General features: G+C 71.8%; 23 protein-coding genes. 18 read left to right on the top strand and 5 right to left on the bottom strand.

The window, feature by feature from the left end; all coding sequences use genetic code 11:
- Positions 1-138 precede the first annotated feature (138 nt).
- The 8 genes from IT355_19225 (at position 139) to IT355_19190 (ending at position 9,391) form a co-directional block, all read left to right on the top strand.
- Positions 139-1,461: an amino acid permease gene (locus IT355_19225; protein ID MCC7055414.1), complete on the top strand. Its 1,323-nt coding sequence runs from the start codon at positions 139-141 to the stop codon at positions 1,459-1,461.
- Complete coding sequence (locus tag IT355_19220; GenBank protein ID MCC7055413.1) at positions 1,458-2,657, top strand: aminotransferase class V-fold PLP-dependent enzyme; 1,200 nt, start codon at positions 1,458-1,460, stop codon at positions 2,655-2,657. The genes IT355_19225 and IT355_19220 overlap by 4 nt, the downstream gene beginning before the upstream one ends.
- Positions 2,658-2,709: 52 nt before the next feature.
- A complete protein-coding gene (locus IT355_19215; GenBank protein ID MCC7055412.1) occupies positions 2,710-2,943 on the top strand; it encodes a hypothetical protein in 234 nt (77 codons plus the stop codon).
- Between the two features lie 428 nt (positions 2,944-3,371).
- Positions 3,372-3,860, top strand: a complete 489-nt coding sequence (locus IT355_19210; protein MCC7055411.1) for a hypothetical protein — start codon at positions 3,372-3,374, stop codon at positions 3,858-3,860.
- On the top strand, positions 3,832-4,536 hold the full coding sequence (locus IT355_19205; GenBank protein MCC7055410.1) for a class D sortase: 705 nt from the start codon (positions 3,832-3,834) through the stop codon (positions 4,534-4,536). Before IT355_19210 ends, IT355_19205 begins: the two co-directional genes overlap by 29 nt.
- 51 nt (positions 4,537-4,587) lie before the next feature.
- Positions 4,588-5,514: a pseudouridine-5'-phosphate glycosidase gene (locus IT355_19200; protein MCC7055409.1), complete on the top strand. Its 927-nt coding sequence runs from the start codon at positions 4,588-4,590 to the stop codon at positions 5,512-5,514.
- Between the two features lie 158 nt (positions 5,515-5,672).
- Positions 5,673-6,785, top strand: coding sequence for a tetratricopeptide repeat protein (locus tag IT355_19195; protein ID MCC7055408.1), 1,113 nt, complete (start codon positions 5,673-5,675; stop codon positions 6,783-6,785).
- Positions 6,782-9,391 carry an insulinase family protein gene (locus IT355_19190; protein MCC7055407.1) on the top strand — a complete coding sequence of 870 codons (2,610 nt, stop codon included), beginning with the start codon at positions 6,782-6,784 and terminating at the stop codon, positions 9,389-9,391. The genes IT355_19195 and IT355_19190 overlap by 4 nt, the downstream gene beginning before the upstream one ends.
- A 6-nt stretch (positions 9,392-9,397) precedes the next feature.
- On the opposite strand, the gene IT355_19185 is transcribed toward IT355_19190, so the two are convergent.
- Complete coding sequence (locus IT355_19185) at positions 9,398-10,876, bottom strand: hypothetical protein (protein MCC7055406.1); 1,479 nt, start codon at positions 10,874-10,876, stop codon at positions 9,398-9,400.
- Positions 10,877-11,095: 219 nt separating this feature from the next.
- Here IT355_19185 and IT355_19180 point away from each other — a divergent pair, with 219 nt between their 5' ends.
- The 3 genes from IT355_19180 to IT355_19170 all read left to right on the top strand — a co-directional run bounded on the left by IT355_19180 (position 11,096) and on the right by IT355_19170 (position 13,163).
- Positions 11,096-11,671: a CDP-alcohol phosphatidyltransferase family protein gene (locus IT355_19180; GenBank protein ID MCC7055405.1), complete on the top strand. Its 576-nt coding sequence runs from the start codon at positions 11,096-11,098 to the stop codon at positions 11,669-11,671.
- Positions 11,672-11,697: 26 nt separating this feature from the next.
- Positions 11,698-12,177, top strand: a complete 480-nt coding sequence (locus IT355_19175; protein MCC7055404.1) for a hypothetical protein — start codon at positions 11,698-11,700, stop codon at positions 12,175-12,177.
- A gap of 143 nt (positions 12,178-12,320) precedes the next feature.
- Positions 12,321-13,163: a hypothetical protein gene (locus IT355_19170; protein ID MCC7055403.1), complete on the top strand. Its 843-nt coding sequence runs from the start codon at positions 12,321-12,323 to the stop codon at positions 13,161-13,163.
- 111 nt (positions 13,164-13,274) lie between these two features.
- On the opposite strand, the gene IT355_19165 is transcribed toward IT355_19170, so the two are convergent.
- Positions 13,275-13,643: a hypothetical protein gene (locus IT355_19165; protein MCC7055402.1), complete on the bottom strand. Its 369-nt coding sequence runs from the start codon at positions 13,641-13,643 to the stop codon at positions 13,275-13,277.
- Between the two features lie 67 nt (positions 13,644-13,710).
- Positions 13,711-14,652 carry an alpha/beta hydrolase gene (locus IT355_19160; protein ID MCC7055401.1) on the bottom strand — a complete coding sequence of 314 codons (942 nt, stop codon included), beginning with the start codon at positions 14,650-14,652 and terminating at the stop codon, positions 13,711-13,713.
- 211 nt (positions 14,653-14,863) lie between these two features.
- Between IT355_19160 and IT355_19155 the strand changes: the two genes are divergently transcribed.
- Complete coding sequence (locus IT355_19155) at positions 14,864-15,601, top strand: thioredoxin domain-containing protein (protein ID MCC7055400.1); 738 nt, start codon at positions 14,864-14,866, stop codon at positions 15,599-15,601.
- Between the two features lie 98 nt (positions 15,602-15,699).
- Here the strand turns inward: IT355_19155 and IT355_19150 are convergent, their stop codons facing one another.
- Together IT355_19150 and acs are read right to left on the bottom strand one after the other, a co-directional pair.
- Positions 15,700-16,068, bottom strand: a complete 369-nt coding sequence (locus tag IT355_19150) for a hypothetical protein (GenBank protein MCC7055399.1) — start codon at positions 16,066-16,068, stop codon at positions 15,700-15,702.
- Between the two features lie 67 nt (positions 16,069-16,135).
- Positions 16,136-18,100, bottom strand: a complete 1,965-nt coding sequence (gene acs, locus IT355_19145) for an acetate--CoA ligase (protein ID MCC7055398.1) — start codon at positions 18,098-18,100, stop codon at positions 16,136-16,138.
- Between the two features lie 108 nt (positions 18,101-18,208).
- Between acs and ccmA the strand changes: the two genes are divergently transcribed.
- The 6 genes from ccmA (at position 18,209) to hemC (ending at position 22,438) form a co-directional block, all read left to right on the top strand.
- The gene (gene ccmA / locus IT355_19140; protein MCC7055397.1) at positions 18,209-18,958 is read left to right on the top strand and encodes a heme ABC exporter ATP-binding protein CcmA; all 750 of its coding nucleotides are present in this window, start codon (positions 18,209-18,211) and stop codon (positions 18,956-18,958) included.
- The gene (locus IT355_19135; protein ID MCC7055396.1) at positions 18,955-19,650 is read left to right on the top strand and encodes a heme exporter protein CcmB; all 696 of its coding nucleotides are present in this window, start codon (positions 18,955-18,957) and stop codon (positions 19,648-19,650) included. Before ccmA ends, IT355_19135 begins: the two co-directional genes overlap by 4 nt.
- Positions 19,651-19,751: 101 nt before the next feature.
- On the top strand, positions 19,752-20,489 hold the full coding sequence (gene ccsA, locus IT355_19130; GenBank protein ID MCC7055395.1) for a cytochrome c biogenesis protein CcsA: 738 nt from the start codon (positions 19,752-19,754) through the stop codon (positions 20,487-20,489).
- Positions 20,489-20,629 carry a hypothetical protein gene (locus IT355_19125; GenBank protein ID MCC7055394.1) on the top strand — a complete coding sequence of 47 codons (141 nt, stop codon included), beginning with the start codon at positions 20,489-20,491 and terminating at the stop codon, positions 20,627-20,629. Before ccsA ends, IT355_19125 begins: the two co-directional genes overlap by 1 nt.
- A 37-nt stretch (positions 20,630-20,666) precedes the next feature.
- Positions 20,667-21,479 (top strand): uroporphyrinogen-III synthase, encoded by an 813-nt coding sequence (locus IT355_19120; GenBank protein ID MCC7055393.1) that lies wholly within the window; start codon positions 20,667-20,669, stop codon positions 21,477-21,479.
- Positions 21,476-22,438 (top strand): hydroxymethylbilane synthase, encoded by a 963-nt coding sequence (gene hemC / locus IT355_19115; protein ID MCC7055392.1) that lies wholly within the window; start codon positions 21,476-21,478, stop codon positions 22,436-22,438. The genes IT355_19120 and hemC overlap by 4 nt, the downstream gene beginning before the upstream one ends.
- Positions 22,439-22,500: the final 62 nt, after the last annotated feature.

Below are 22,500 nucleotides of genomic sequence, written 5' to 3'. Positions count from 1 at the left end.
GCGCCAGTGGTGCGGGCGGCAGCGCCGCCGCCGGCGATCGGGGCCGCGCGGTCACGACGCCTCCGGCGGGTGGCGGGTCACGGGGTGCCGCGCCGCCCGCCCCTGTGCGTTGCGGTGGTGGGCGACGATCTTGCGGCCGTGTCCACACCCTCCCCGACGTCATCCGCCCCGGGCCTCGTGCGCGCCGTCGGCGTCTTCGGCCTGGCGGCCAGCATCTTCAACGTGACGGTCGGCGGGGGGATCTTCCGCCTGCCGTCTGGGGCCGCCGCCGCCGCCGGAGCCGCCGCGCCGTTCGTGTACCTGATCTGCGCCCTCGTGATCGGGTGCGTGGTGCTCTGCTTCGCCGAGGCGGGAAGCCGCGTGCCGCTGACGGGCGGGCCCTACGCCTACGTCGAGGCGGTGTTCGGCCCCTACATCGGGTTCATGGCGGGCGTGCTGCTCTGGATGATCGGCACCACCGCCGTCGCCGGCGTCGCCTCCGCCTTCGCCGAGGGCGTCGGCACGCTGGTCGGTGTCCCCGGCATCCGGACGCCGCTGATCGTCGTGGCGTTCGTGGCGCTGGCGATCATCAACGTCCGCGGCGTGCAGCAGGGCACGCGGCTGATCGTGGTGATGAGCATCGCGAAGCTGGTGCCGCTGCTGCTGTTCATCGGGGTCGGGGTGTTCTTCATCGTGCCGGCGAACATCGCGGTGCACGACATGCCCGCCCCCGCCAGCCTCGCGCGGGCGGCGGTGGTCCTCTTCTTCGCCTTCAGCGGCTGCGAGTCGGCGCTGGTGCCGAGCGGCGAGGTGAAGGAGCCGGCGCGCACCGTGCCGCGCGCCCTCGCGATCGCGATGATCGGGGTGACGCTGCTCTACCTCGCCGTGCACCTCGTCGCCGAGGGGGTGCTCGGCGACGCCCTCGCCACCGTGAAGACGGCGCCGCTCGCCTTCGCGGCCGAGCGCTTCATGGGCAGCCCGGGGCGCCTGCTCCTGCTGGTGGGTGCGACGATCTCGATGTTCGGCTACGTGAGCGGGATGACGCTGGCCGTGCCGCGTGCACTCTGGAAGTTCGCGCAGGACGGCCTGCTGCCGCGTGCCATCGGCTCCATCCATCCCACCTACCGCACGCCGCACGTGGCGATCGTGGTGCAGACCTCGTTCGTGGGGCTGCTGGCGATCTTCAACTCGTTCGAGCAGCTGGCGGTGATCTCCAACCTGGCGGCGCTGCTGCTCTACGCCGCCTGCGCGGCCGCCACGCTGATCCTGCGCCAGCGCGGGGTGCGGCAGGAGGGCGCCGTGCCGTTCTCCGTACCCGGAGGTCCGGTGATCCCGGTGGCGACGGTGGCGATGATCGCCTGGCTGCTGACCTCGATCACGCTCGAGGAGTGGACGGTGCTCGGTGGCACCCTGGCCGTGGCCACGGTGATCTTCGTGATCGCCCGGCGCATGCTCACCCCGATGACGGCGGACGCCGCATGACCCATCCCGACGACGCGCTGCTGCGCTTCCGCGACCGGTTCCCGATCCTCGCGCGGAGCACCTACCTCGTGAGCAACTCGCTCGGCGCGATGCCGGCGAGCACCGCCGGCCGCCTCGCGGAGTATGCAGAGGCGTGGAACACGCTCGGCGTGAAGGCCTGGGCCGAGCGCTGGTGGCAGCTCCCGGTCGAGGTGGGCAACATCGTCGCGCCGCTGCTCGGGGCCCCGGCGGGGTCGGTGGCGATGGTGCCCACGGTGACGCAGGCGCAGGCCATGGTCGTCTCGGCGCTGAACTACACGGCGGAGCGGGACGAGATCGTCATGACGGCACTCGACTTCCCGAGCGTGCGCTACGTGACCGACGAACTGGCACCGAGGCTCGGCGCGCGCGTGACGGTCGTGCCGGGTGACGACGGCATCGGGATCGATGCGCAGCGGGTGGTGGACGCCATCACGCCGCGCACGAAGCTGGTGGCCATCAGCCACGTGCTGTTCAAGTCGGCGTTCATCATGGACGTGGCGCCGATCATCGCGAAGGCGCACGCCGTGGGGGCGCTGGTGGCGCTGGATGCCTACCACGCCGTCGGCGTGATCCCGGTGGACGTGATCGCGCTCGGCGCCGACTTCTACATGGGCGGCGTGCTCAAGTGGCTCTGCGGCGGGCCGGGCGGGTGCTTTCTCTGGGTGTCGCCGGAGCAGTCCGCCACGCTGCGGCCGGTGCTGACCGGGTGGCAGGCGCACCAGCGCCCCTTCGCCTTCGAGCCGACGCTCCAGCCTGCTGATGGCGCCTGGCGCTGGCTGGGCGGCACCCCAACGGTGCCCGCGCTCTACGCGGCCATGGATGGCCCGGCGATCATCGCCGAGGCCGGACTCGAGAGCATCCGCGCGCGCAGCCAGCGGCAGACCGCGCGACTGATCGCCTACGCCGACGAGCGCGGCTTCGCCGTGCACGCGCCGCGTGACCCGGCGCGTCGCGGGGGCACCGTCGCCTTCGACGTGCCGAATGGCCCGGCGGTGGCGCAGGCCCTGCTCTCGCGTGACATTGTGATCGACTACCGTCCCGGGGCAGGTATTCGGGTGGCGCCGCACTTCTACACGACCGACGGGGAACTCGACGCCTTCCGCCAGGCGCTCGACGACATCCTCGCGACACGGGCGTGGGAGCGGTTCAGCGCCAGCCGACCCGTGGTCACCTGACGCACCTCGCGTCGCCGCCGCCCGCACACCGCTCTTTGAGGAACGCCCAGCGATGTCAACAGCCCCGAAGCGCATCCGCAAGCAGTACACGAACGACGCATACCCTCTGGCGCTGCTCCGCTTCGAGGACGGCCACGAGATCAAGGTGTACAAGGGCACCGGCAAGGAATTCGACTGCTATCCGGGCGAGCACATCAAGATCCTCGCGCTCTACGACCCGACCAGCACCGAGCGGGAACTGGTGGCGACGCGGAAGTCCGACGAGTTCGACGACGTCACCGAGTGACGGCGTTCGCACGGTGACCGGCGGGGCGGTGGTGGCGGGATGCCAGCATCGCCCCGCCGGCGTTCCGGCCCCCGGGAACGCGGGGCGCGTGCGGTCCGACCGCACGGAGTGTCCCGTTGAATGGGACGTACGATGGCTCCGGGACGTGGCGTTCACCGCCTGAGACGGCCCAATAGATGAGGTCGCCCCGCCACGAAAGCTGTGGGCTCAATGCTACAGTCCGCCAAAAAGTCAACCGGCGCGCGTGGCGTGTTACCTCTGCAGTGACTAATCTGTCTACGTGCCAGCAGGCTAACTGACGGCATGGCTTTCAGTTGGGAGCTCGGCCAACCTCGCCCGACGACGGGCAGGCGAGCGCGCACGGCTGGCATGTGAGGTGCGCTTCGTTTGGAGCGATCGTTCACCTGCCTCAGCGTTGGAGTTCCGACATGATGACCAAGCACGCGATGACGTTGGTGGCATGGGCGACGCTCGCAGCGGCGCCGACCATCATGCAGGCGCAAGCCGATACGACGAAGCTCCCGACGCTCGCGCCGGGCACCTGCGACTGTCCCGAGGGCGACAGCCGCGGCGAGCTGCGCAACCTCGCCGCCTTTGCACCGCTCGGCCTGCTCGGCGCCCTGGCGGCGGCCGGCGGCGCGCCGGCGCTGCTTGCCCGCACCGACGCCCCCGTCGACACCCGCACCTTCGCCACCAACGATCCACCGGTGACCGAGACGCCGAAGGCCACCGAGGAGGCCGCGCGCAACGCGGCCCCGTCGAATGCACGCGTCGACTTCCCCGTGCCGGTGTCCCCCGACTCCATGCGCGGTGGACTGCGCGCGCCCAACACCGGCACGCCGCTGCCGTCCGTCCTGTTGCTCGGCAGTGGCCTGATGGCCGTCGGCTGTGTCACGATCTTCCGCAATCGGGGTTAGTCGCGTCGCGGCGCGGCCGCGACGCAGCCTTCCGCCACCGCGGCGTTTCCGCGGGGCGAAGATCTTCGGGCTCTCGATCTTCGCGGCCGGCCTGATCGTGGTGAGCATCGTGGCCGTGCAGATCCTGCGCGGCACCATCGCCCGCGAACGGGCGCGCGCCGAATGGGCAAAGCTCATGCAGTCGTCGTCGCTCAATGCGGTGGCGACGCTCGGCATGAAGCGCGCGCGGTCCGGCGCCCCCGTCACGCGTGTCGTGATCCCGTCCATCCGCCTCGACGAGGTGGTGGTGGAAGGGCTCAACGACCGGGAACTCTGGGCCGGCCCGGGACACATGCCCGGCACCGTCTTCCCAGGCGAGAACGGCAACTCCGTCATCTCCGCACACCGCGACCGGCACTTCCACCGGCTCGACGACGTGCGCGTCGGGGACGTGATCGAGACGCAGACGCTGGCGATGAGCGTCATGTGGCGCGTGAAGGAACGCCAGATCGTGGACAAGGATGCGAAGGTGATCTTCGAGGCCGCGTCACCGCGCCTCACCCTCACCACCTGCTGGCCCACGCGCTACATCGGCTCCGCCCCCGATCGCCTCCTGATCATCGCGGAGCCGATCTCGATGCGCGAGCGCACCATCGGGCAGCCCGCCGCACAACCGGCCGCCGCTGCCGCGCAGTAGTATTCCCGCGGTCCTGCACCACCAGACCGCTCCCGACCGACGCACATCCGCATGACCACGCTTCGCGTGCTGCCGCACATCGCCTCCGCGCTCGAACGCGGCCTGCCGGTGGTGGCGCTGGAAACATCCGTCCTGGCGCAGGGACTGCCCGTGCCGCACAACGCCGATGCCGCCGCCCGAATGCTCGGCGCCGTCGAGCGGGCCGGCGCCGTGGCCGCGCTCACGGCAGTCGTCGCCGGCACCGCCACGCTCGGCCTCACCGATCCAGAGTTGCAGCGATTCCTGGCGCGCACCGGCGTGCGCAAGGTCAGCGCGCGCGACCTCGCCGCGTGCATGGTGCAGGGGGCCGACGGTGCCACCACCGTGGCGGCCTCGCTCACGCTGGCCCACGCCGGCGAACTCCGGGTGTTCGCGACCGGAGGCATCGGTGGTGTGCACCGGGGTGCCCCCTTCGACGAATCCGCCGACCTGCAGGCCCTGGCACGGACGCCGCTGGTGGTGGTCTGTGCCGGCGCGAAGTCGATCCTCGACCTGCCTGCCACGCTCGAGCGCCTCGAGACGCTCGGGGTGCCCGTGGTGGGCTATCGCACCGACGAGCTGCCGGGCTTCTTCACCACCGGCACGGGATTGCGCGTGCCGCAGCGCGCCGACTCTCCACTGGAGATCGCACGCATCGCGCGGACGCACTGGGAGCTTGGCGAGCGGAGCGCCGTACTGGTGGTGCAGCCGCCGCCGGCCGATGCGGCACTCGAGCGCGCGCTGGTGGACGCGGCGGTGGCCGGTGCGGTGCGTGAGGCCGAGGCGGCCGGCGTCACCGGCGCCGCCGTGACGCCGTTCCTGCTCGGCGCCGTGCTGGCCGCCACCGACGGGCGCTCACTGCCCGCCAACCTCGCGCTGCTCGAGGCGAACGCCGCGCTGGCGGCGCAGGTTGCCGTGGCGCTCGCGGCGCCGCTGCGCAGCGACCGCGGCGCGCACTGACGCCGGCTGCGCACTGCGGCCTGCCCGGAGGAAACCGGGCGCGGAGCGTCGGGTGATCCGGAACACGTGTGTGGTGTACCATCTGGACGGCGGGCTGGCTGGCGGGACGTCCCGCGGTCTATCTTCCCTGCTGACTCTGTGCCCGGAGGACTGCCGCGATGGCTTCGCAATTCCTGTCGTCCGAAGAGTACGACGAGCGCGCACACCAGCTCTACAACGAGGGCCGCTTCGATGACGCCCTCGCCGTGCTGCGTGAGGGCCTCGTCCTGTACCCGACCTCGGTCGAGCTGCACGTCGGGGAGGGGTCTGCCCGCCTCGCGCGCGAGGAGTACGCCTGGGCGCGCCGCAGCTTCGAGGAGGCCCTCACGCTCGACTCGGAGCACGAGGACGGGCTGGCCGGCATGGGCGAGACGCTGCTGCGCTTCGGCCAGGTGGAGCATGCGCGCAAGAACTTCCGCCGCATCCTCGAGCTCGGGTACCAGGACGACGTCGAGCTGATGCTCCAGGTGGGGCGTGCCCTCTTCCGCGACAACCTCGTGGAGGACGCCGCGCAGTTCTTCGACATCGCGGTGCAGCAGGAGCCCGGCTCGGCCGAGGCGGTGAGCTGCATGGGGTACGCACAGCACCGCTCCGGTGAGGACGATGCGGCGATCTCCACGCTGCGCCGCGCGCTCAAGCTGGATCCCGACTACATCGAGGCCCGCATCTACCTCGCGAACCTGCTCTACGACAAGCAGGAGTACGAGGCGGCGCTCTACCAGTTCGAGAAGTCGTCCCCCGAGGACCACTGGGACGAGCTGGGCATCTGGCGCCTGATCGAGCTGAAGAAGGCGGCCTACCGGCTGCAGGACGACGACCCCGACCTCGCGCCGTGGCAGGCGCAGCTCGAGGAGCTGAACGCCGGCACCGACAGCATCGACGAGATGCTGTCGGAGATCGAGGCGAAGGTGATGGGCGAGGGGGACGACGACTCGGACTCGAAGGGGCAGCTCGAGCTGTTCGGCACGCTGCTGGCGGAGATGCGTGACAAGAAGGAGACGGCGATCGAGCACAGCGTGCTCACGCGCACGGGTGACACCTTCGTCGGCAGCTGGGACGACATCGTGACCGAGATGCGCGACGCGATGTCGGGCGGGAAGTCGCTCTACGAGTTCATGCTCTTCGAGGCGGCGCGGGTGCTGGCGCAGACCGGCCAGCGCGTGCCCACCGATTCCGCCGAGGCGTTCCTGCGCGGCAGCGCCGACGCCGGCGTCCTGAAGATCCTGCATTGACGCTCACCACCCGCACCGTCTTCCCGAACGGCTTCACGCTCCTCGTCCGGGAAGACCGCGCGGCGCCGGTGGTGGCAATCGTCACGCGCGTGAAGGCCGGCTACTTCGACGAGCCGGACCACGAGATCGGCATCGCGCACGTGCTGGAGCACATGTACTTCAAGGGCACGCCGCGGCGGGGGCCGGGGGAGATCGCGAGCGCCACCAAGGCCGTCGGTGGCTGGCTGAACGCGCACACGATCTACGACGCCACGACCTACATCACCGTCCTGCCGGCGGCGAGCTGGGCGCAGGGTGTGGACATCCAGTTCGACGCGTTCGCGCACTCCGCCATCGACGACGGTGAGCTGCGCCGCGAACTCGAGGTCATCATCCAGGAGGCGGCGCGGAAGGAGGACACCCCCGCCGCCGTCACGGCGGAGACGCTCTACGAGGTGCTGCACGACCGGCACCGCATGCGACGCTGGCGCATCGGGCGTGAGGCGGGACTGCGCACCTTCACGCGCGGGATGGTGCACGGCTTCTACCGCAACTGGTACACGCCGTCGAACAGCATCCTCGCGATCGTGGGTGACGTGGATGCCGACGCCGTCTGCGACGCCGTGGCGGCGACGTACGGTGCCCTCCCGGCGCGCGATCCGGTCCCCGACCACGGCCCCGAGGAGCCGCGCTGGCTGGGCGCGCGCTACCGCGCACTCAGGGCGGACGTGCAACAGTCGCACCTGACCTTCGGCTGGCGCACGGTCGGCCCGCTGCACCCCGACACGCCGGCGCTGGACGTGGCCTCCGCACTGCTCTCCACGGGACGGTCCTCGCGGCTCTATCGCGCGGTGCGCGAGCGCGGGCTGGCGATGCAGGCGAGTGCGTACCACTACACCCCGACCCAGACGGGGGTGTTCGCGATCGGCGTGGCCGGCAGCGATGCCACCATCGGTGAGGCGGCGGCCACCGCCTGGAGCGTGCTGCGCACGCTGCAGCACGAGGGACCGTCCGCGGAGGAACTCGAGCGCGTGCGGCACGTACTGCGCACACGCCGCCTGCGCTCCGCCGAGTCGATGGAGGGGCAGGCGAGCGAGATGGTGGCGTGGGAGGCGCTTGGCGGCGCCGACGTGGGCGAGGACTACTGGCGTGCGGTCGGGGCGGTGACGGCGGCCGACGTGCAGCGGGTGCTGGCCGCGTCGTGCCGCGACGACACCGTGGGCGTGGTGAGTCACCGGCCGGCGGGCACCGCGCCGCTGGCCGTGGACGGCACTGCGCTGGTGCAGGCGTGGAACGCAGCGTCGGTCGAGCCGCTGCCGGTCGTGCCGCCGGCCGGGATCATCGCGCCGTCGCCGGCCGCGGTGGAGCCGGAACGGCGCGAGGGTGCGGTGCACGTGTTCCGCACGGCGCACGGCCTGCCGGTGCTGGTGCGGCGGAAGGCCGGCGCGCGCATCGTGCACATGGGCTGTTTCGTGCAGGGTGGTGCGGTGTGCGAGCCCATGGCGCAGGCCGGCCTCACCACCGTGATGGCGCGGTCGTCGCTCAAGGGCACACTCACGCGCACCGCCGCGCAGGTCGCCGAGGATGCCGAGCGGCTGGGGGGCAGTGTCTCGGTGTCGGTCAGCAAGGAGCTCACCGGGTGGTCGATCAGCGTGCCCGCCGGAGATGCCGCTGCGGCGGCCGCGCTGCTCGCGGACGTCGTGCAGTCGCCGGTGTTTCCCGCCGCGGCCGTGGAGGCCGAACGCGCCCAGCTCCTCAGCGAGCTTCGCGCCCGCCGCGACGACATGCTGCGCTATCCGCTGATGCTGGCGCGGCAGGCGCTGTTCGCGGGGCACACGTACGGGCTGGACGCGCTCGGGACCGACGACAGCGTGGCCGCGCTCACGGTGGAGGCAGTGCGAGCGTGGCACGCCGCGACGGTGCAGCAGGGCGACGCGGTGCTCGCGATCGTGGGCGACGACGATCCGGCGGTGCTGGCCGCGCTGGTTGCGGCGTCGTTCACGGGGATGTCGCCGGTGGCACCGGCGGCAGTGCACGCCCCGCCACTGCCGGCCGCGCCGGTGGAGATCGTGGAGCCCCGCGAACGGCAGCAGAGCGCCGTCGCGATGCTCTTCCGCGGGCCGGCCCGCCGCGACGTGGCGCGCTTCGCGGCATCGCTCATGACGGGCGTGGCCAGTGGCCTGGGCGGGCGCTTCTTCGAGTCGCTGCGCAGCCGGCAGTCGCTGGCCTACACCGTGTTCGTGAGCCTCTCGACGCTGCGCGATGCGGGGATGATCTCGTCCTACATCGCCTGTGCACCGGAGCGCGAGCTCGAGGCGCGCGCCGGCCTGCTGGCGGAGTTCGCCGCGTTGCGCGACGCGCCGGTGGGTGCCGAGGAACTCGAGCGTGCGCGCACCTACGCCATCGGCATGTGTGCACTGCGGCAGGAGAGCGCGGGGGCGCAGCTCGGCGACATGGTGGATGCGTGGTGCGCCGGCAGCGGGCTGGCCGAGCTGGAGGACGAGGTGCCTCAGCTGCGTGCCGTCACGGCGGCGGATGTGCAGGGCATCGTGTCGACGTGGTGCGATCCGTCGCGACGCGTCGAGGCGGTGGTGCGGGGCGTGGCCAGGGACGCCCTGCTGCCGTGAGTCGCGTCAGCGCGCAGACTCGTTGAGCCCACGGATCGCCCGGCGCAGCGAGGTGTTCGCGAGCCGCAGCCGGCCCCCCGGCCCGCGCAGGCCGCGCCGCGTGTCGTAGTCGCCGGCGTCGCCCACGATCACGCCACCGATCGTCGGCCGCGCGCTGGCCCACGCCAGCACACCCCAGATCGCGCGATCCTGCGCCTGCTCCCCCTGCGTCCACGGGAAGCCCGCCGCGCGGAGCACCCATTCGTCGGCACGGCGCGGCCCCGGCTGCCGTGCGCGCGCCACGCGCCAGCGATCGGCGGCCTGCAGGCGCGCCTCGAGGCTCACGCCGCCGCGGAAGCCCGGCTGCAGCACGTACCCGATGCCGTCGATCCCCGACGCCGGTGACGTGGCCCACGCCGCCAGCACGCTGTCGCGATCGTCGAACGTGGCGATGGACGCCAGCACCCGCACCCGCGGCCGCAGCGCGTGGGCCGTCTTCGCCGACTCCTGCAGCATGGCCTGCCACTCCGATGCCTCGCGGAACCCGACCATCTGGTTGCCCAGGCCATTCGGGTCGTCCAGCGGCACGAGGATGTCGGGACGCAGGCGGCGCATCACCTGGTCCACCAGGGCGATGCGCTCGCGCTGCCACGCCGTGGGCGCGAGTGTCGCGCGCAGCGCCTCACGGAGCTCCCACCCGAGCGTGACCACCACCAGCGTGCTGTCGGCGCGGTAATCGTCGAGCACGCGCGAGAGCGAGTCGAGTGCGCGCGGCGTCGCGCCACCGGGCGCGATCGTCATCGCGATCACGTCCACGCCGGCGCTGTCCGCGAGGTCGGTGTCGTAGCGCAGCGCCAGCGGCGCCGGTGTGCCCCGCAGCACCGGGAGGATGTGCACCCCCACCAGCAGCGGCGCATCGACCGGGCGCTCACGCAGCGGGGCCAGCGTCCAGCGCGAGAAGCTCTGCACCGCGCGGATCGCCTGCGGCAGCTCGCTGGCGAAGGCCCCCACACCGACCAGCGCATAGAGCGCGATCAGGCCGCGCACCGAGGCGTTGACCGCCCAGCGCGCGCGATACGCGGGTGCCACCACGGGCGGCGCGATCGCCAGCGGTGACCAGAGCGCCGCAGTGCCGGCCACGTACCCCATCGCGCCCGCGGTGGCCGTCGGCACGGCGTGCAGTGACACCGGCAGCGCGATCCCGGTGCCGGCGGCGTACTCGATCCAGGCGCTGGCCGCGATGATCGCGTCGTACACGACGATCGGGGCCACGATCGCGCGCGCACCGAGCCCGCGCGCGAGTGTCAGCACCGCCTGCGACGCGACGAGGGTCAGCACCAGCGGCCACAGCCAACCGAGCGCGGCCACGGTGCGGCCGTCGAGCAGCGAGCTGCCCACCACCCGGATCAGCGCCGCCGGAATGAGCAGCAGCCCCGTCACCGCCGTGAGCGTCGCCCACCCGCGCGGTGCCTCGGCCACCCGCGCCAGCCGGCCGGCCAGGCCCACGTCCCACAGCAGGATCAGGACGGCGACGACCAGCGCCAGCAGCGGCAGTGCGGTGGTCAGCAGGCGCAGGCCTGTCGCTGGGACGGATCGGGTGACAGCACGGCGGGAACGGCGCGGGAACGGGGAATGACGGGCACTGATGACTGGGGCAGCCTATGCCGGCCGCGCATGTCAGGCAACTGCTGGCCGTCCAGCACACGTCTTGCTTTCTTGTCCGGCATGCGCCGAAGTGAAGTCCTCAACACGCCCAACCTGATCTCGCTCTCCCGGCTCGCGATGGCCGGCGCCTTCCTTGGCGTCCGCGACGACGAGTGGCGGCTCTGGATGGTGCTGCTGGCGATGGTGTCGGACGTGCTCGACGGCGTGATCGCGCGCGTATCGCGGAGCACCACGCGCATCGGCGCGCTCATCGACCCGATCGCCGACCGCATCTTCATGCTGGTGGCGTTCATCACCGTGACGGTGGACGACCTGATCTCGCCGTGGCAGCTCGGCCTGCTCATGCTGCGCGACGTGATGACCGTGATCGGCTGGTTCGTGGCGCGCAACGTGAGCTGGCTGCGCAACATCACGTTCCAGGCGCGCTGGCCGGGGAAGGGCGTGACGGTGCTCCAGTTCGTGACGCTGCTCGCCGCGCTGCAGGCGCCGCGGCTGGTGGCGGGGCTGGCGCTGGCCTGCGGCATCCTGGCCGTGGTGGCGACCACGGACTACACCCTGATGCTCTGGGTGAACCGGGCCGGCGGCCCGCGGGACACCGAGGCGCCGGTCACCCCCCGCACCGATCTCGCCGGGTGAGCGACCGTCACCGGTGGCGCACACCGATGTCGCTGCTCCTCCTGGCGCTGGCCGCTACGCCCTGCGGAGGGCAGCGCGTGGGGCCGGTGGTGCCCCGCCCGTCGCGCCTGCAGCCCACGCTGCGAGCCGACCTGCTGGCGGGTACGGACCCGGCGGTGCAGCTGGCTGCAGGCCTGCAGGTGTCGGCGGCCTACAACGTTCGCATCGCCGTCGAGTCCGGCGTCGGCGCGGTGAGCCGTCCCGAAGGGTGGCGACGCTCGGGTCGAGTGGATCTCCTCCTGCGCTGGCTCGCCGACCCGTTCCGGGCCTCGCGCCACGGACTGAACGCCGGCGGCGGGCTTGGCCTCCTGGTGGAGGATGGGCGCGCGCCACGGCCGGTGGCGATCCTGACCGTCGGGATGGACGGCTCGGGCACCGGCCACTGGCTGAAGGGCGTCGAGCTCGGGCTCGGCGGCGGCGTGCGTGCCGGCCTGACCCTGCGCCGCGCCCCTGGCCGCCGGCGCTGAGCGTGTCGGGCTGCGCCCGCGGGCGGCAGCGTGGTGCGGTGGCACTCAACTCCGCCGGCCACGGGACGATACTCAACGGTTGAGCCCGCCGACACAGCACCCGTGCCGGTGATCTGCACATCCCTGCGTACCACCCATCGCCGATGGCCACCGACAGCGCTCCCACCCGGTCCGACGCCCAGGCTCGCGCCACCTCGCTCGTCGCGCGGGCGCGAGGATTGCGCCGCGCGCAGGCGGAGGTGCAGGAGCTCACGGTGCGCGAGGTGCAGGTGATGGCGAAGACCGCGGCGAGTTTCTTCGATGCGATCCCGCTCGTGGAACTGACGCCGTCGCTGATGCCGCACACCGTGCGCGGGCTGCACCGCATCCGCCATCGCATCGTCCAGCGCACGATCGAGGAGACCGGAAGCGGCATGCAGATCCGCGCGCTGCTGCTCGGGCGCGACGGCGTGCTGCGCCTCTTCTCGGCGCGCTCCGCCGATTCACGCGACCTGCTGCAGATCCTCGAGCCCGGGCGCGTGCTCCCCGCGGGCGTGACGCGCGACGTGGTGGACTGGTCGCCGCTGCTGCGGGTCGACGGCTTCCGCCCGTTCGAGATCCTCGACCGCCTCTCCGCATCCCTGGATGCCGTCGAGCAGCAGATCACGGTGGCCGAGGAGCGGGTGCAGGTGCAGAAGGCGGCCCTCACCAGCGGCAACCTCGCCGTCCTCAAGCCGGTGGCAGCGCCGCCGCGGAGCGTGGAGTCGGTGCTGCGGTCACTCGGCGCCGGCCGCACCACCGGCGAGCCACGGCCGCCACTTCGCATCGCTCAGCCACCAATGGTGGAGCCGGACCCGCTCGACCTGTTCGTGCAGGTGGAACAGGTGGCGGATGCGGTGCGGGTGCCGGACGTCACGGAGGACGAGCCCCAGGAGTGGGATGATCCGCCACGCGCGCGGCCCCCGCGGGGCGCGGCCGGCAACGATCGCGTGACGAAGCAGGCCTGACGCCGCGCGTCGGTGGCCCGGTGTGCGGCGCACGACGGCAGACGCCCCCCGCATCAGTGATGATGCGGGGGGCGTCTGCCGAACGTCTCGCACCGGGCGAGGCGCAGCGTGTCAGGCGGGCACTGTCTCCGCGTCTTCCACGTCTGCCGACTCGGTCGTGGTTTCCGTGCCGGTCTCGTTCCCGACCAGTGCGTCGATCGCCTCGGACTCGGGGCTCGCCTCGGCCGTCGTGGTGACGACAACCGGCGTGGCCTCCTCGACGACTGCGGCGGCCTTCGGCGGCTGCACGAACCGCTCGCCAAGCTGGCGCAGGTCGTTCACATCTGCCGGCTTCAGCTCCGGGTACCGCTCGGCGAAGTAGGCCATCGTCTCGGTGAACCATTCCACCTGGTGCTCAGGTGCCGCACCGATGACCTCACACCGCATGATCTGCTGGAACAACTCATCCCGCGCCTGCTCGAACGGGGTCGGCGGCGTCACGACGCGACGCTGTCGATTCTTTTTCGTCAAATTCACCTCATGGGTTGCAGCTTGTAATCCCGGGAATCTAGTCGATTGCATCGCCGCCTTCCAGCGAGACGGGTGAATCCGTCGTGGCGTGCACCCGCTCGAGGATCAGCGCGGCGAGGGGTTCCGGGCGTTCCATCGGCAGCAGGCGCCTGGCGCCCGGCAAACGGATGAGCGCCGCGGAGGCCGGCGCCACCATCGGATCCTCCTCCCCAGTGACGCGCAGCACCCGCGGTTCGCTGACGTCGCCGGCCGCCGCCTCCTCTTCCTCGCCGACGGCGCGGGCGAGATCCAGCAGGTGCCGCGCTCCCTGGCTGCCAGTGTAGGGCGCCGAGAAGCGGGCCACGAGGCGGTCCGGCATCTGCGCCGGATCGGCGACGGCGGCGCGTAGCACCGGACCCAGCAGGTCGACGACACCGAGCGGTCGGCTCGAGATCTCGAGGAGGGCCGGGCCGGCCTGGCCCTGGACGGCCTCGATCTCGGGGCCGGCGGCGCCGCGGCCGGGGGTCGGGGAGCAGAGCACCAGCGCATCGACGCGCTCAGGGCGCATGGCGGCGAGGCGGCGGAGCACCACGCCGCCGAGGTCCTGCCCCACGGCCACGACGCGGCTCACGCGGAGCAGGGCGAGCGCACGGTCGATGTAACGCGCCTGGGCGGCGATGGTGTACGGGCCCCCGACCGGGCGGTCGGATTCGCCGAACCCGAGCAGGTCGGGCACCAGCACCTGGCAGCCGCTGGCGAGCAGGATCGGCGCGACGCGCTGCCAGAGCGGCGTGCTGGTGGTGAAGCCGTGCAGGAGGAGGACGGCAGGGCCGCCGTGGCCGTAGCGGAGCGCATGCAGCGCGCCCGGGCCGACCGGTAGCCGGACGCAGTCACCGTCGAGGTGTGCATGCGGCAGCACGATGCGCGACAGCGGCAGCCGCCGCCGGACGGGCTGGATCGGCGTGAACGTGGGTGTGGCGATGACGGGCGGACGCGGCACGTGCGGAATCTACCATGCCGGCGGGACGACGGCGGATCTGCCGGGTGAACTAGCGGACGCCCCTGCTGTACACCTACCCTTGTGGGCCGCTGCCGAGACGGCTGGGCACTCCGTGCGCGGTGATGCCGTGTCGTCAGGCCGGCGCCGTTCCATGCCAACCACCAGGGGGCGCCCGTTCGGGGGCCCCGGTCACACCTGAGGACGACCCATCGTGAGTGCGCAGGTACGCAAGCAGTCGAGCAACAAGGGGTTCCTGATCGCGCTCGGCGCGATCTTGGTGGCCGGCGGCGCCTTCATCTACTGGAAGATGCAGCAGGATCCGCCGGCCGAGGTGCTGGTGATGCCGACGGTGGCCGATTCCGCGCTCGCCGCCAAGGCGCACGGCTACACGATCGGCTCGGCCACGGCGCCGGTGGAGATCGTCGAGTTCGCGGACTACGAGTGCCCGGCGTGCGGCAACTACTTCACGCTCACCGAAGTCGACGTGCGCAAGAACCTGGTCGAGACGGGAATGGTGAAGTACACGTTCTACGACTTCCCGCTGCTGAATGCGCACCAGAACACGATCCCGGCGTCGATGAGCGCGGCGTGTGCGGACGACCAGGGGAAGTTCTGGGAGATGCATGACGCCCTGTTCACCGACCAGCTCGAGTGGAGCGGCGTCTCGACCAGCAACCCGCGCGGCGTGATCACCGCGTATGCGCAGCGCATCGGGCTCGACATCGGCAAGTGGAACGCCTGCATGGATGCGCAGACGCACGCGGAGCGCATCAAGGCGAACTACGCGCTTGGCCTGGTGAAGCAGGTGGGCAGCACGCCGACGTTCTTCGTCAACGGCGTGAAGATGGTGGGCGCCCCGCCGTACGACGAGATGAAGGCGGCCGTGGACTCCGCCGCTGCGAAGGTGGCCCCGGCGGCCGCAACGGCCCCCGCCCCCGCCGCGAAGTAACACGCCACGGCGCCCGGCGCAGGCAGGACGGCTCCGGTACGACGAAGGGCAACCGCAGCGCGGTTGCCCTTCCGGCGTTCACGGCCCTGCGCGCCGGTTCAGCGGCGGCGTGACGAGTTGTCGGCCGCGATCCGCACCATCGGCAGCACGTCATCGGCCACCATGCTGTCGGCCAGCGGCGTGTTGCGCTCGGGCACGACGTCGTCACCCAGCACCACCAGCGTGCGCGTGGCCACCGTGCTCGCCAGCGGCTCGGGCACGCCCAGCATGCGGATGTAGGTCTCGATGGCGCGGTCGAACGGCAGCTCGCCGGCGAGCGTGTCCACGTAGAGCAGCGCATTGCGCACATGCGTCTCCAGCACGGCCTCCTCGGCACGCGCCTGCGCCAGGCGGAGCCGCCGCTCGGCGGCGTCGCTCAGCTTGCGGGGGAACAGCGTGTCGGGGAAGAGGCGACCGAGAAGGCTCATGCCGGGAAGGGTAAGCGCCCCGTGCGGCCGGTGCCACTGAGCCGCGCCGGCCGGCCGCCCGCCGCCGTCACGACTCCTGGGCCTCGTACTGCTCCTTCAGCCCCGCCACCACCGTCGGATCGGCCAGCGTGGTGGTGTCGCCCAGTGCGCGCCCCTCGGCGATGTCCCGCAGCAGGCGCCGCATGATCTTCCCCGAGCGGGTCTTCGGCAGGTCGGCGCTGAACAGGATGTCGTCGGGCTTGGCGATGGCGCCGATCTTCTCGCCGACGAAATCGCGCAGCTCGTCCCGCAGCGACGACGAGGCGTGGAATCCTTCGCGAAGGGTGACGAATGCGGCGATCGCCTGGCCCTTGAGCTCGTGGTCCTTGCCGACCACGGCCGCCTCGGCCACCGCCGGATGGCCCACCAGCGCGCTCTCCACTTCCATGGTCCCGATGCGGTGGCCGGCCACGTTCAGCACGTCATCCACGCGGCCGAGGATCCACCAGTAGCCATCCTCGTCGAGCTTGGCGCCATCGCCCGCGAAGTAGAGATCGGGGCGTCCCGGCCACTTGGCGAAGTAGGTGTCCACGTAGCGCTGCCGGTCACCCCAGATCGTGCGCAGCATGCTCGGCCAGGGGCGGGTGATGGTGAGCAGGCCGCCGCCGACCGGGATCGGGTTGGCGGCCTTGTCGACCAGCGCCACGCTGTAGCCGGGCAGGGCGTGGGTCGCGCTGCCGGGCTTGGTCTCGGTCACGCCGGGCAGCGGCGAGATCACGATCGCGCCGGTCTCGGTCTGCCACCACGTGTCCACGATCGGGCAGCGCTCCTTCCCGATCACGCGATGGTACCACATCCACGCCTCGGGGTTGATCGGCTCGCCGACGGTGCCGAGCAGGCGCAGGCGCGAGAGGTCGTGCGCATTGGGGAACTGCTCGCCCCACTTCATGAATGCACGGATGGCGGTGGGCGCGGTGTAGAACACCGTCACGCCGTGGCGTTCGCACATGTCCCACATGCGATGGCGATCGGGCCAGTCCGGGGCGCCCTCGAAGAGCAGGCAGGTGGTGCCGTTGGCCAGCGGGCCGTAGACCACGTACGAATGCCCCGTGACCCAGCCCACATCGGCGGTGCACCAGAAGACATCCTCGTCCTTGAGGTCGAACACCTGCCGGGTGGTCGTCGCGGCGCCGGTGAGGTACCCGCCGGTGCTGTGGACAATGCCCTTCGGCTTGCCGGTGGTGCCGGAGGTGTAGAGGATGAAGAGCGGATCCTCGGCGTCCATCACCGCCGGCTCACAGTAGCGGGGCGCCTTCTGCATCAGGCGGTGCCACCAGGAGTCACGCCCTTCCTGCATCTGTGCGAAGGTCTCGTCACTCATCGCACCGGCGCGGCGCTGCACCACCACGCAGTGCTCGATGCTGGGCGTGTCCTGCATCGCGGCGTCGGCATTGCGCTTGAGCGGCACCACCTGGCCGCGGCGGAAGCCGCCGTCGGCAGTCACCAGCACGCGGCACTGCGAGTCGTTGATGCGGTCGCGCAGCGACTCGGGGCTGAAGCCGCCGAACACCACGCTGTGGATGGCGCCGATGCGTGCGCAGGCGAGCATCGCGATCGCGGCCTCGGGGATCATCGGCAGGTAGATCGCGACCCGGTCGCCCTTCCGCACACCAAGGCTCTGCAGGACGTTCGCGAACTTGTTGACCTCGATGTAGAGCTGCCAGTAGGTGAGGGTGCGCTGGTCGCCGGGCTCGCCCTCGAAGATGATGGCGGCCTTGTTGCGCCGGGCGGTGCGGATGTGCCGGTCCAGGCAGTTGGCGCTGACGTTGAGCTGGCCGTCACGGAACCAGGTGGCGAATGGCGCCTCCCACTCCAGGCCCTTGGTGAAGGGCCGGATCCACTCCAGCTCGCGCGCCATGCGCTCCCAGTAGGCGTCCGGGTCGGCGGCGGCCTCGGTGGCGAGCGTCGCGTCTGCCACGATCGCGTCGCGGGTGAACGCGGGCGGTGCGGGGAAGCGGCGATTCTCGGTCAGCAGCGCGTCGATCTCGGACATGGCTCGGTGTCTGGTGAGGGGTGCACTCCGGGAGGCGGAGTTTGGAGCCACGCGCGGTGGCTGGCAACCGCTGCGGCCGCCGGTGGCATCGGCAGTTAGCTTGGCGCCATGACTACGCCGCACCCGACTCGTCCGCTCGCGCCGGCTCCCGTCTGCGAGACGGTGGCGCTGGTGCGCCGCTTCGGGCGACGGCGAGCGGTCTCCGGGGTGGACCTGGCGATCGCGCCAGGCGAGTGTCTGGCGCTCTTCGGGCCGAACGGCGCCGGCAAGACCACGCTGCTGCGCCTGCTCGCCGGCCTCCTGCGGCCGACCAGCGGCGAGGTGCGCCTGCTGGGCCGTCCGCTGAAGGGCGACGCGCGGGCCGAGCGGGGCCGGGTGGGGCTGATCAGTCACCAGAGCATGTTGTACGACGTGCTCACGGTGTCCGAGAACGTGGCATTCGCGGCGCGGCTGCACGGGCTCCCCGACGTGCAGGGTGCCACGGCCGCCGCCCTCGATCGGCTCGGCCTCACCAACCGCGCCCTGACCCCCGTGCGCGCGCTGAGCCGCGGGTGGCAGCAGCGGGTGTCCATCGCCCGCGCCATCGTGCACGGTCCGGCACTGGTGCTGCTCGACGAGCCTTACACCGGCCTGGACGTCGCCGGCGCCCGGGCCCTCACCGACCTGCTGCTCGCGCTGCGACACGACGGCGCCGCGCTGGCCCTCGTGACCCACGCCGTGGACGAGGGGCTGGCCCTCGCCACCCACTCGGCCATCATGCTGGACGGGGCGATCCGCCGGCATGCCAGCACCGCCGGCGTGGACGCGGTGGCGTTCGCCGAGGAGTACCGGGCCCTGGCACTGGAGCCGGCCGCGTGAGCGCTGGCGGCACGCCCGGCACGCTGGCGGTGGCGCTGCTCATCGCCCGGAAGGACCTCGCCATCGAGTACCGGACGCGCAGCGCCTTCTTCGCGTCGCTGGTCTTCTCGCTGCTCGGCGTCAGCATCTTCTTCATGGTCTGGGATCCCTCGGCGGTGCGACCGATCGACATCGCGCCCGGGGTGCTGTGGACGATCTTCGCCTTCGCCGGCATGCTCGGCCTGCACCGGGCGTTCGGCCTGGAGCTGCAGACGCGCGCCATGGACGGGCTGCTGCTGGCCCCGGTGTCACGGGAGGCGATCTTCCTCGGCAAGGCGCTGGCGAACCTGGTGTACGTGACCGCCGTGCTGGCGATCACGATCCCGGCCGTGGTGCTCTTCTACAACCTGGAATTCGGGAGCGGGCTGCTGATCCTCGGCGCCATCGGCCTGCTGGCGGCGATCGGCCTCGTGACCGTGGGCACGCTCTTCAGCTCCATGACGGTGCACACGCGGTTCGCCGAGCTGCTGCTGCCGATGCTGGCCCTGCCATTCTTCATCCCGGTGGTGGTGCCGGCGGCCCAGGCCTCGGCCAAGTTGCTGGTGGGGGCCGACCTGGCCACCGTGATGCCGTGGATCCAGGTGCTGGTGGCGTTCGACCTGATGTTCGGCGTGGCCTGCGTGCTGGCCTTCCCGTTCACGATCGAGGATTGACGGTGCGCCCCGGCGTTCGCGCCGGGATGCAGTAACTTTTTCCCCTTGCGAACGGTTGAATCGGGACGCCGATTCAGGGCAGTACCCTTCTATCGCCTTCCATGTCTGATACTCTTGCGCGCCCGCTGCCGTCGGCCGGCGCCGGACGCCCCTCGCGGGCGCCGGTGGCGGTCTTCGACTGGCTGCTGGCGCTGGCAGTCGTCGCACTCGTGGCCGTCACGGCCCGTGCGATCTGGTTCACCCCGCCTGAGGCGATGCAGGGCGAGGCGCAGAAGATCTTCTACATCCACGTGCCGGCGGCGGTGATGGGGCTCTACGTCGCCTGCCCGCTGGTGGCGATCGGCGGGGCGATGTACCTGTGGCTGCGTGACGACCGCCTCGACCGGCTGGCCGAGAGCTCGGCCGAGATCGCGCTGGTGTTCCTGACGATCGTGCTGGTGACGGGTCCGATGTGGGCGAAGCCGATCTGGGGCGCCTGGTGGACGTGGGACGCGCGGCTGACGAGCACCCTCTTCCTCTGGTTCATCCTGCTGGGCTACACGGTGCTGCGAGGGGCCATCGAGGACCGGCAGCAGCGGGCGCGCTACTCGGCGGTGCTGGGCATCCTGGCCGCGATGCTGGTGCCGTTCATCCACCTCAGCGTGCGCCTGTTCCGCACCATGCATCCGCAGCCGATCGTGCTCGCGCCGGAGAAGCCGAAGCTGTCGGCGGAGATGGGGATGACGCTGTCGCTCGCGTTCCTCGCGTTCGCGCTGCTCCTGGTGGCACTGCTCCGGGCGCGGCTGAAGTATGCGGCGCTGCGCGACCGCGTCGAGGCCCTCGAGATGGGAGAGGCCTGATGCCCGAGAATGCCGGCTACATGTTCGCGGCGTACGGCACGGCCGCACTGCTCTGCATCGGCTACGTGATCGCGCTCGTGCTGCGGGCCCGGGAGATGACTCGCCGCGGGGACGCGATCGATCCAGCTGCGCGGCAGTGAGTGCCCGGGTCGTGCGCGTTCCGCAGGGCGGGTGGCGATGACCGCCGATGGCGCGCGGCCGCTGTCGGGGGCGACGATCGTGGTGACGCGGGCGGCATCCCGTGCCGACCAGCTGGCCGGGCCGCTCGAGGCCCTCGGCGCGACCGTGCTCACGTATGCGGCCACGCGCATCGTCACCCGCGATGTCGAGGCGCTGGGGCAGGCAGCGCGCGAGCTCGCCCGCTATGACTGGGTGCTGTTCACGAGTGCGACGGCGGTGGCACTGACGTTCGAGGCCACCGCGGCCTGCGGCGTGACCGCGGCCGACTGGGTGCACACCCGCGTGGCGGCCGTCGGCACCTCGACGGCGAGTGCGATCCGCGAGCGGGGCGTGGAGCCGACGCTGGTGCCGGAACGGTTCGTGGCCGAGGGGCTGCTCGAGGCCTTCGCGGCGCGGAACGACGTTGCTGGCACACTGGTGCTCTATCCCGCCGCCGCCGGCGCGCGTCGTGAGCTGACCGATGGCCTCAGCGCGATGGGGGCGACGGTGGATCGCGTCGAGGCCTACGACAGCGTCGCCACCGACGAGGACGTGGCCGAGGTGCTGGCGGCGCTGCGCGAGGGGCGCGTGAACGCCGTCACGCTCACCGCCAGCAGTGCTGTCGCCGCGTGGGTCGGCGCCATGTCGCCCCTCCATGACGTGGCCGACGCGGTCTCGATCGGTCCGGTGACCACGCAGGCCGCGCGCGCCGCGGGCATGCGGGTGGCCGCCGAGGCCATGCCCTCAACACTCGATGGGCTGGTGGCCGCCGTGGTGCGCGCCGTCCAGGCCCAGCGTGACCGTCAACATCACCAGACACACCAGACATGAGCTCAGAGTCGCGGTCACTGAAGATCGGCACCCGTTCCTCGGCGCTGGCCCTCGCGCAGGCACACCAGGTGCAGGCCGAGCTGCTCGCGATCGGCGTGGCGAGTGAGCTCGTCACCTACACCACCGTCGGCGACCGGCGGCTCGACGTGGCGCTGACGGCGATCGGCAGCAAGGGACTGTTCACGGAGGAACTCGAGCGCGACCTGCGCGACGGGGTCACCGACCTCTGCGTGCATTCGCTGAAGGACCTGCCGACGGAGGAGCCGGCCGGGCTGACGGTGGTGGCGCAGCTCCCGCGCGAGGATTCGCGTGATGCGCTGGTGGTGCGCGACGACGTGCCCGGGGCGCTCCTGCACGAGCTGCCGCATGGCGCGATCATCGGCACCTCGAGCCTGCGGCGCCGGGCCCAGCTCAAGGCGTTGCGCCCCGACTGCACGGTGGTGGACCTGCGCGGCAACGTCGGCACGCGACTCTCGAAACTGGACAAGGGGCTCTGCCATGCGGCGATCCTGGCGTCGGCCGGCCTCAATCGCCTTGGCCTGGCGTCGCGCATCCGCAGCTACCTCGGGGCGCCGGAGTGGCTCTCGGCGGCGGGCCAGGGGGCCATCGCCATCCAGGTGCGGGGTGATGACACGGCGGTGCGCTCGATCATCGAGCGGCTGAATCACCAGCCGACGATGGACGCCACCACCTGTGAGCGTGCCTTCCTGGCCGCGCTGGACGGGGGCTGTCAGGTGCCGATCGGGGCGCTGATGACGGAGTCGGAAGGCGGCCGGCGCACGCTGCATGGTCTCGTGGCCGGTCTGGACGGCACGCCGATGCTGCGTGCCAGCGCGGTGGTCGGGGCGGACCTGGTGGCCAGTGCGGAGGCGCTGGCGGCCGAGTTGCGCGAGGCCGGGGCGGCCGGCATCCTGGCCACCGCCCGGGCAGCGACGGCGGCGGCGCGCGACGCAGGGTGATATCCACGCTGGTGGCACGCTGCGGCGGGGCCGGATGCCTTGGCGAAACACGAGCGGGGGGA

This window comes from Gemmatimonadaceae bacterium (assembly GCA_020851035.1).
In the GTDB taxonomy this organism is placed as follows: Bacteria; Gemmatimonadota; Gemmatimonadetes; order Gemmatimonadales; family Gemmatimonadaceae; genus JACMLX01.
This window is presented reverse-complemented; position numbering and strand designations above follow the sequence as displayed.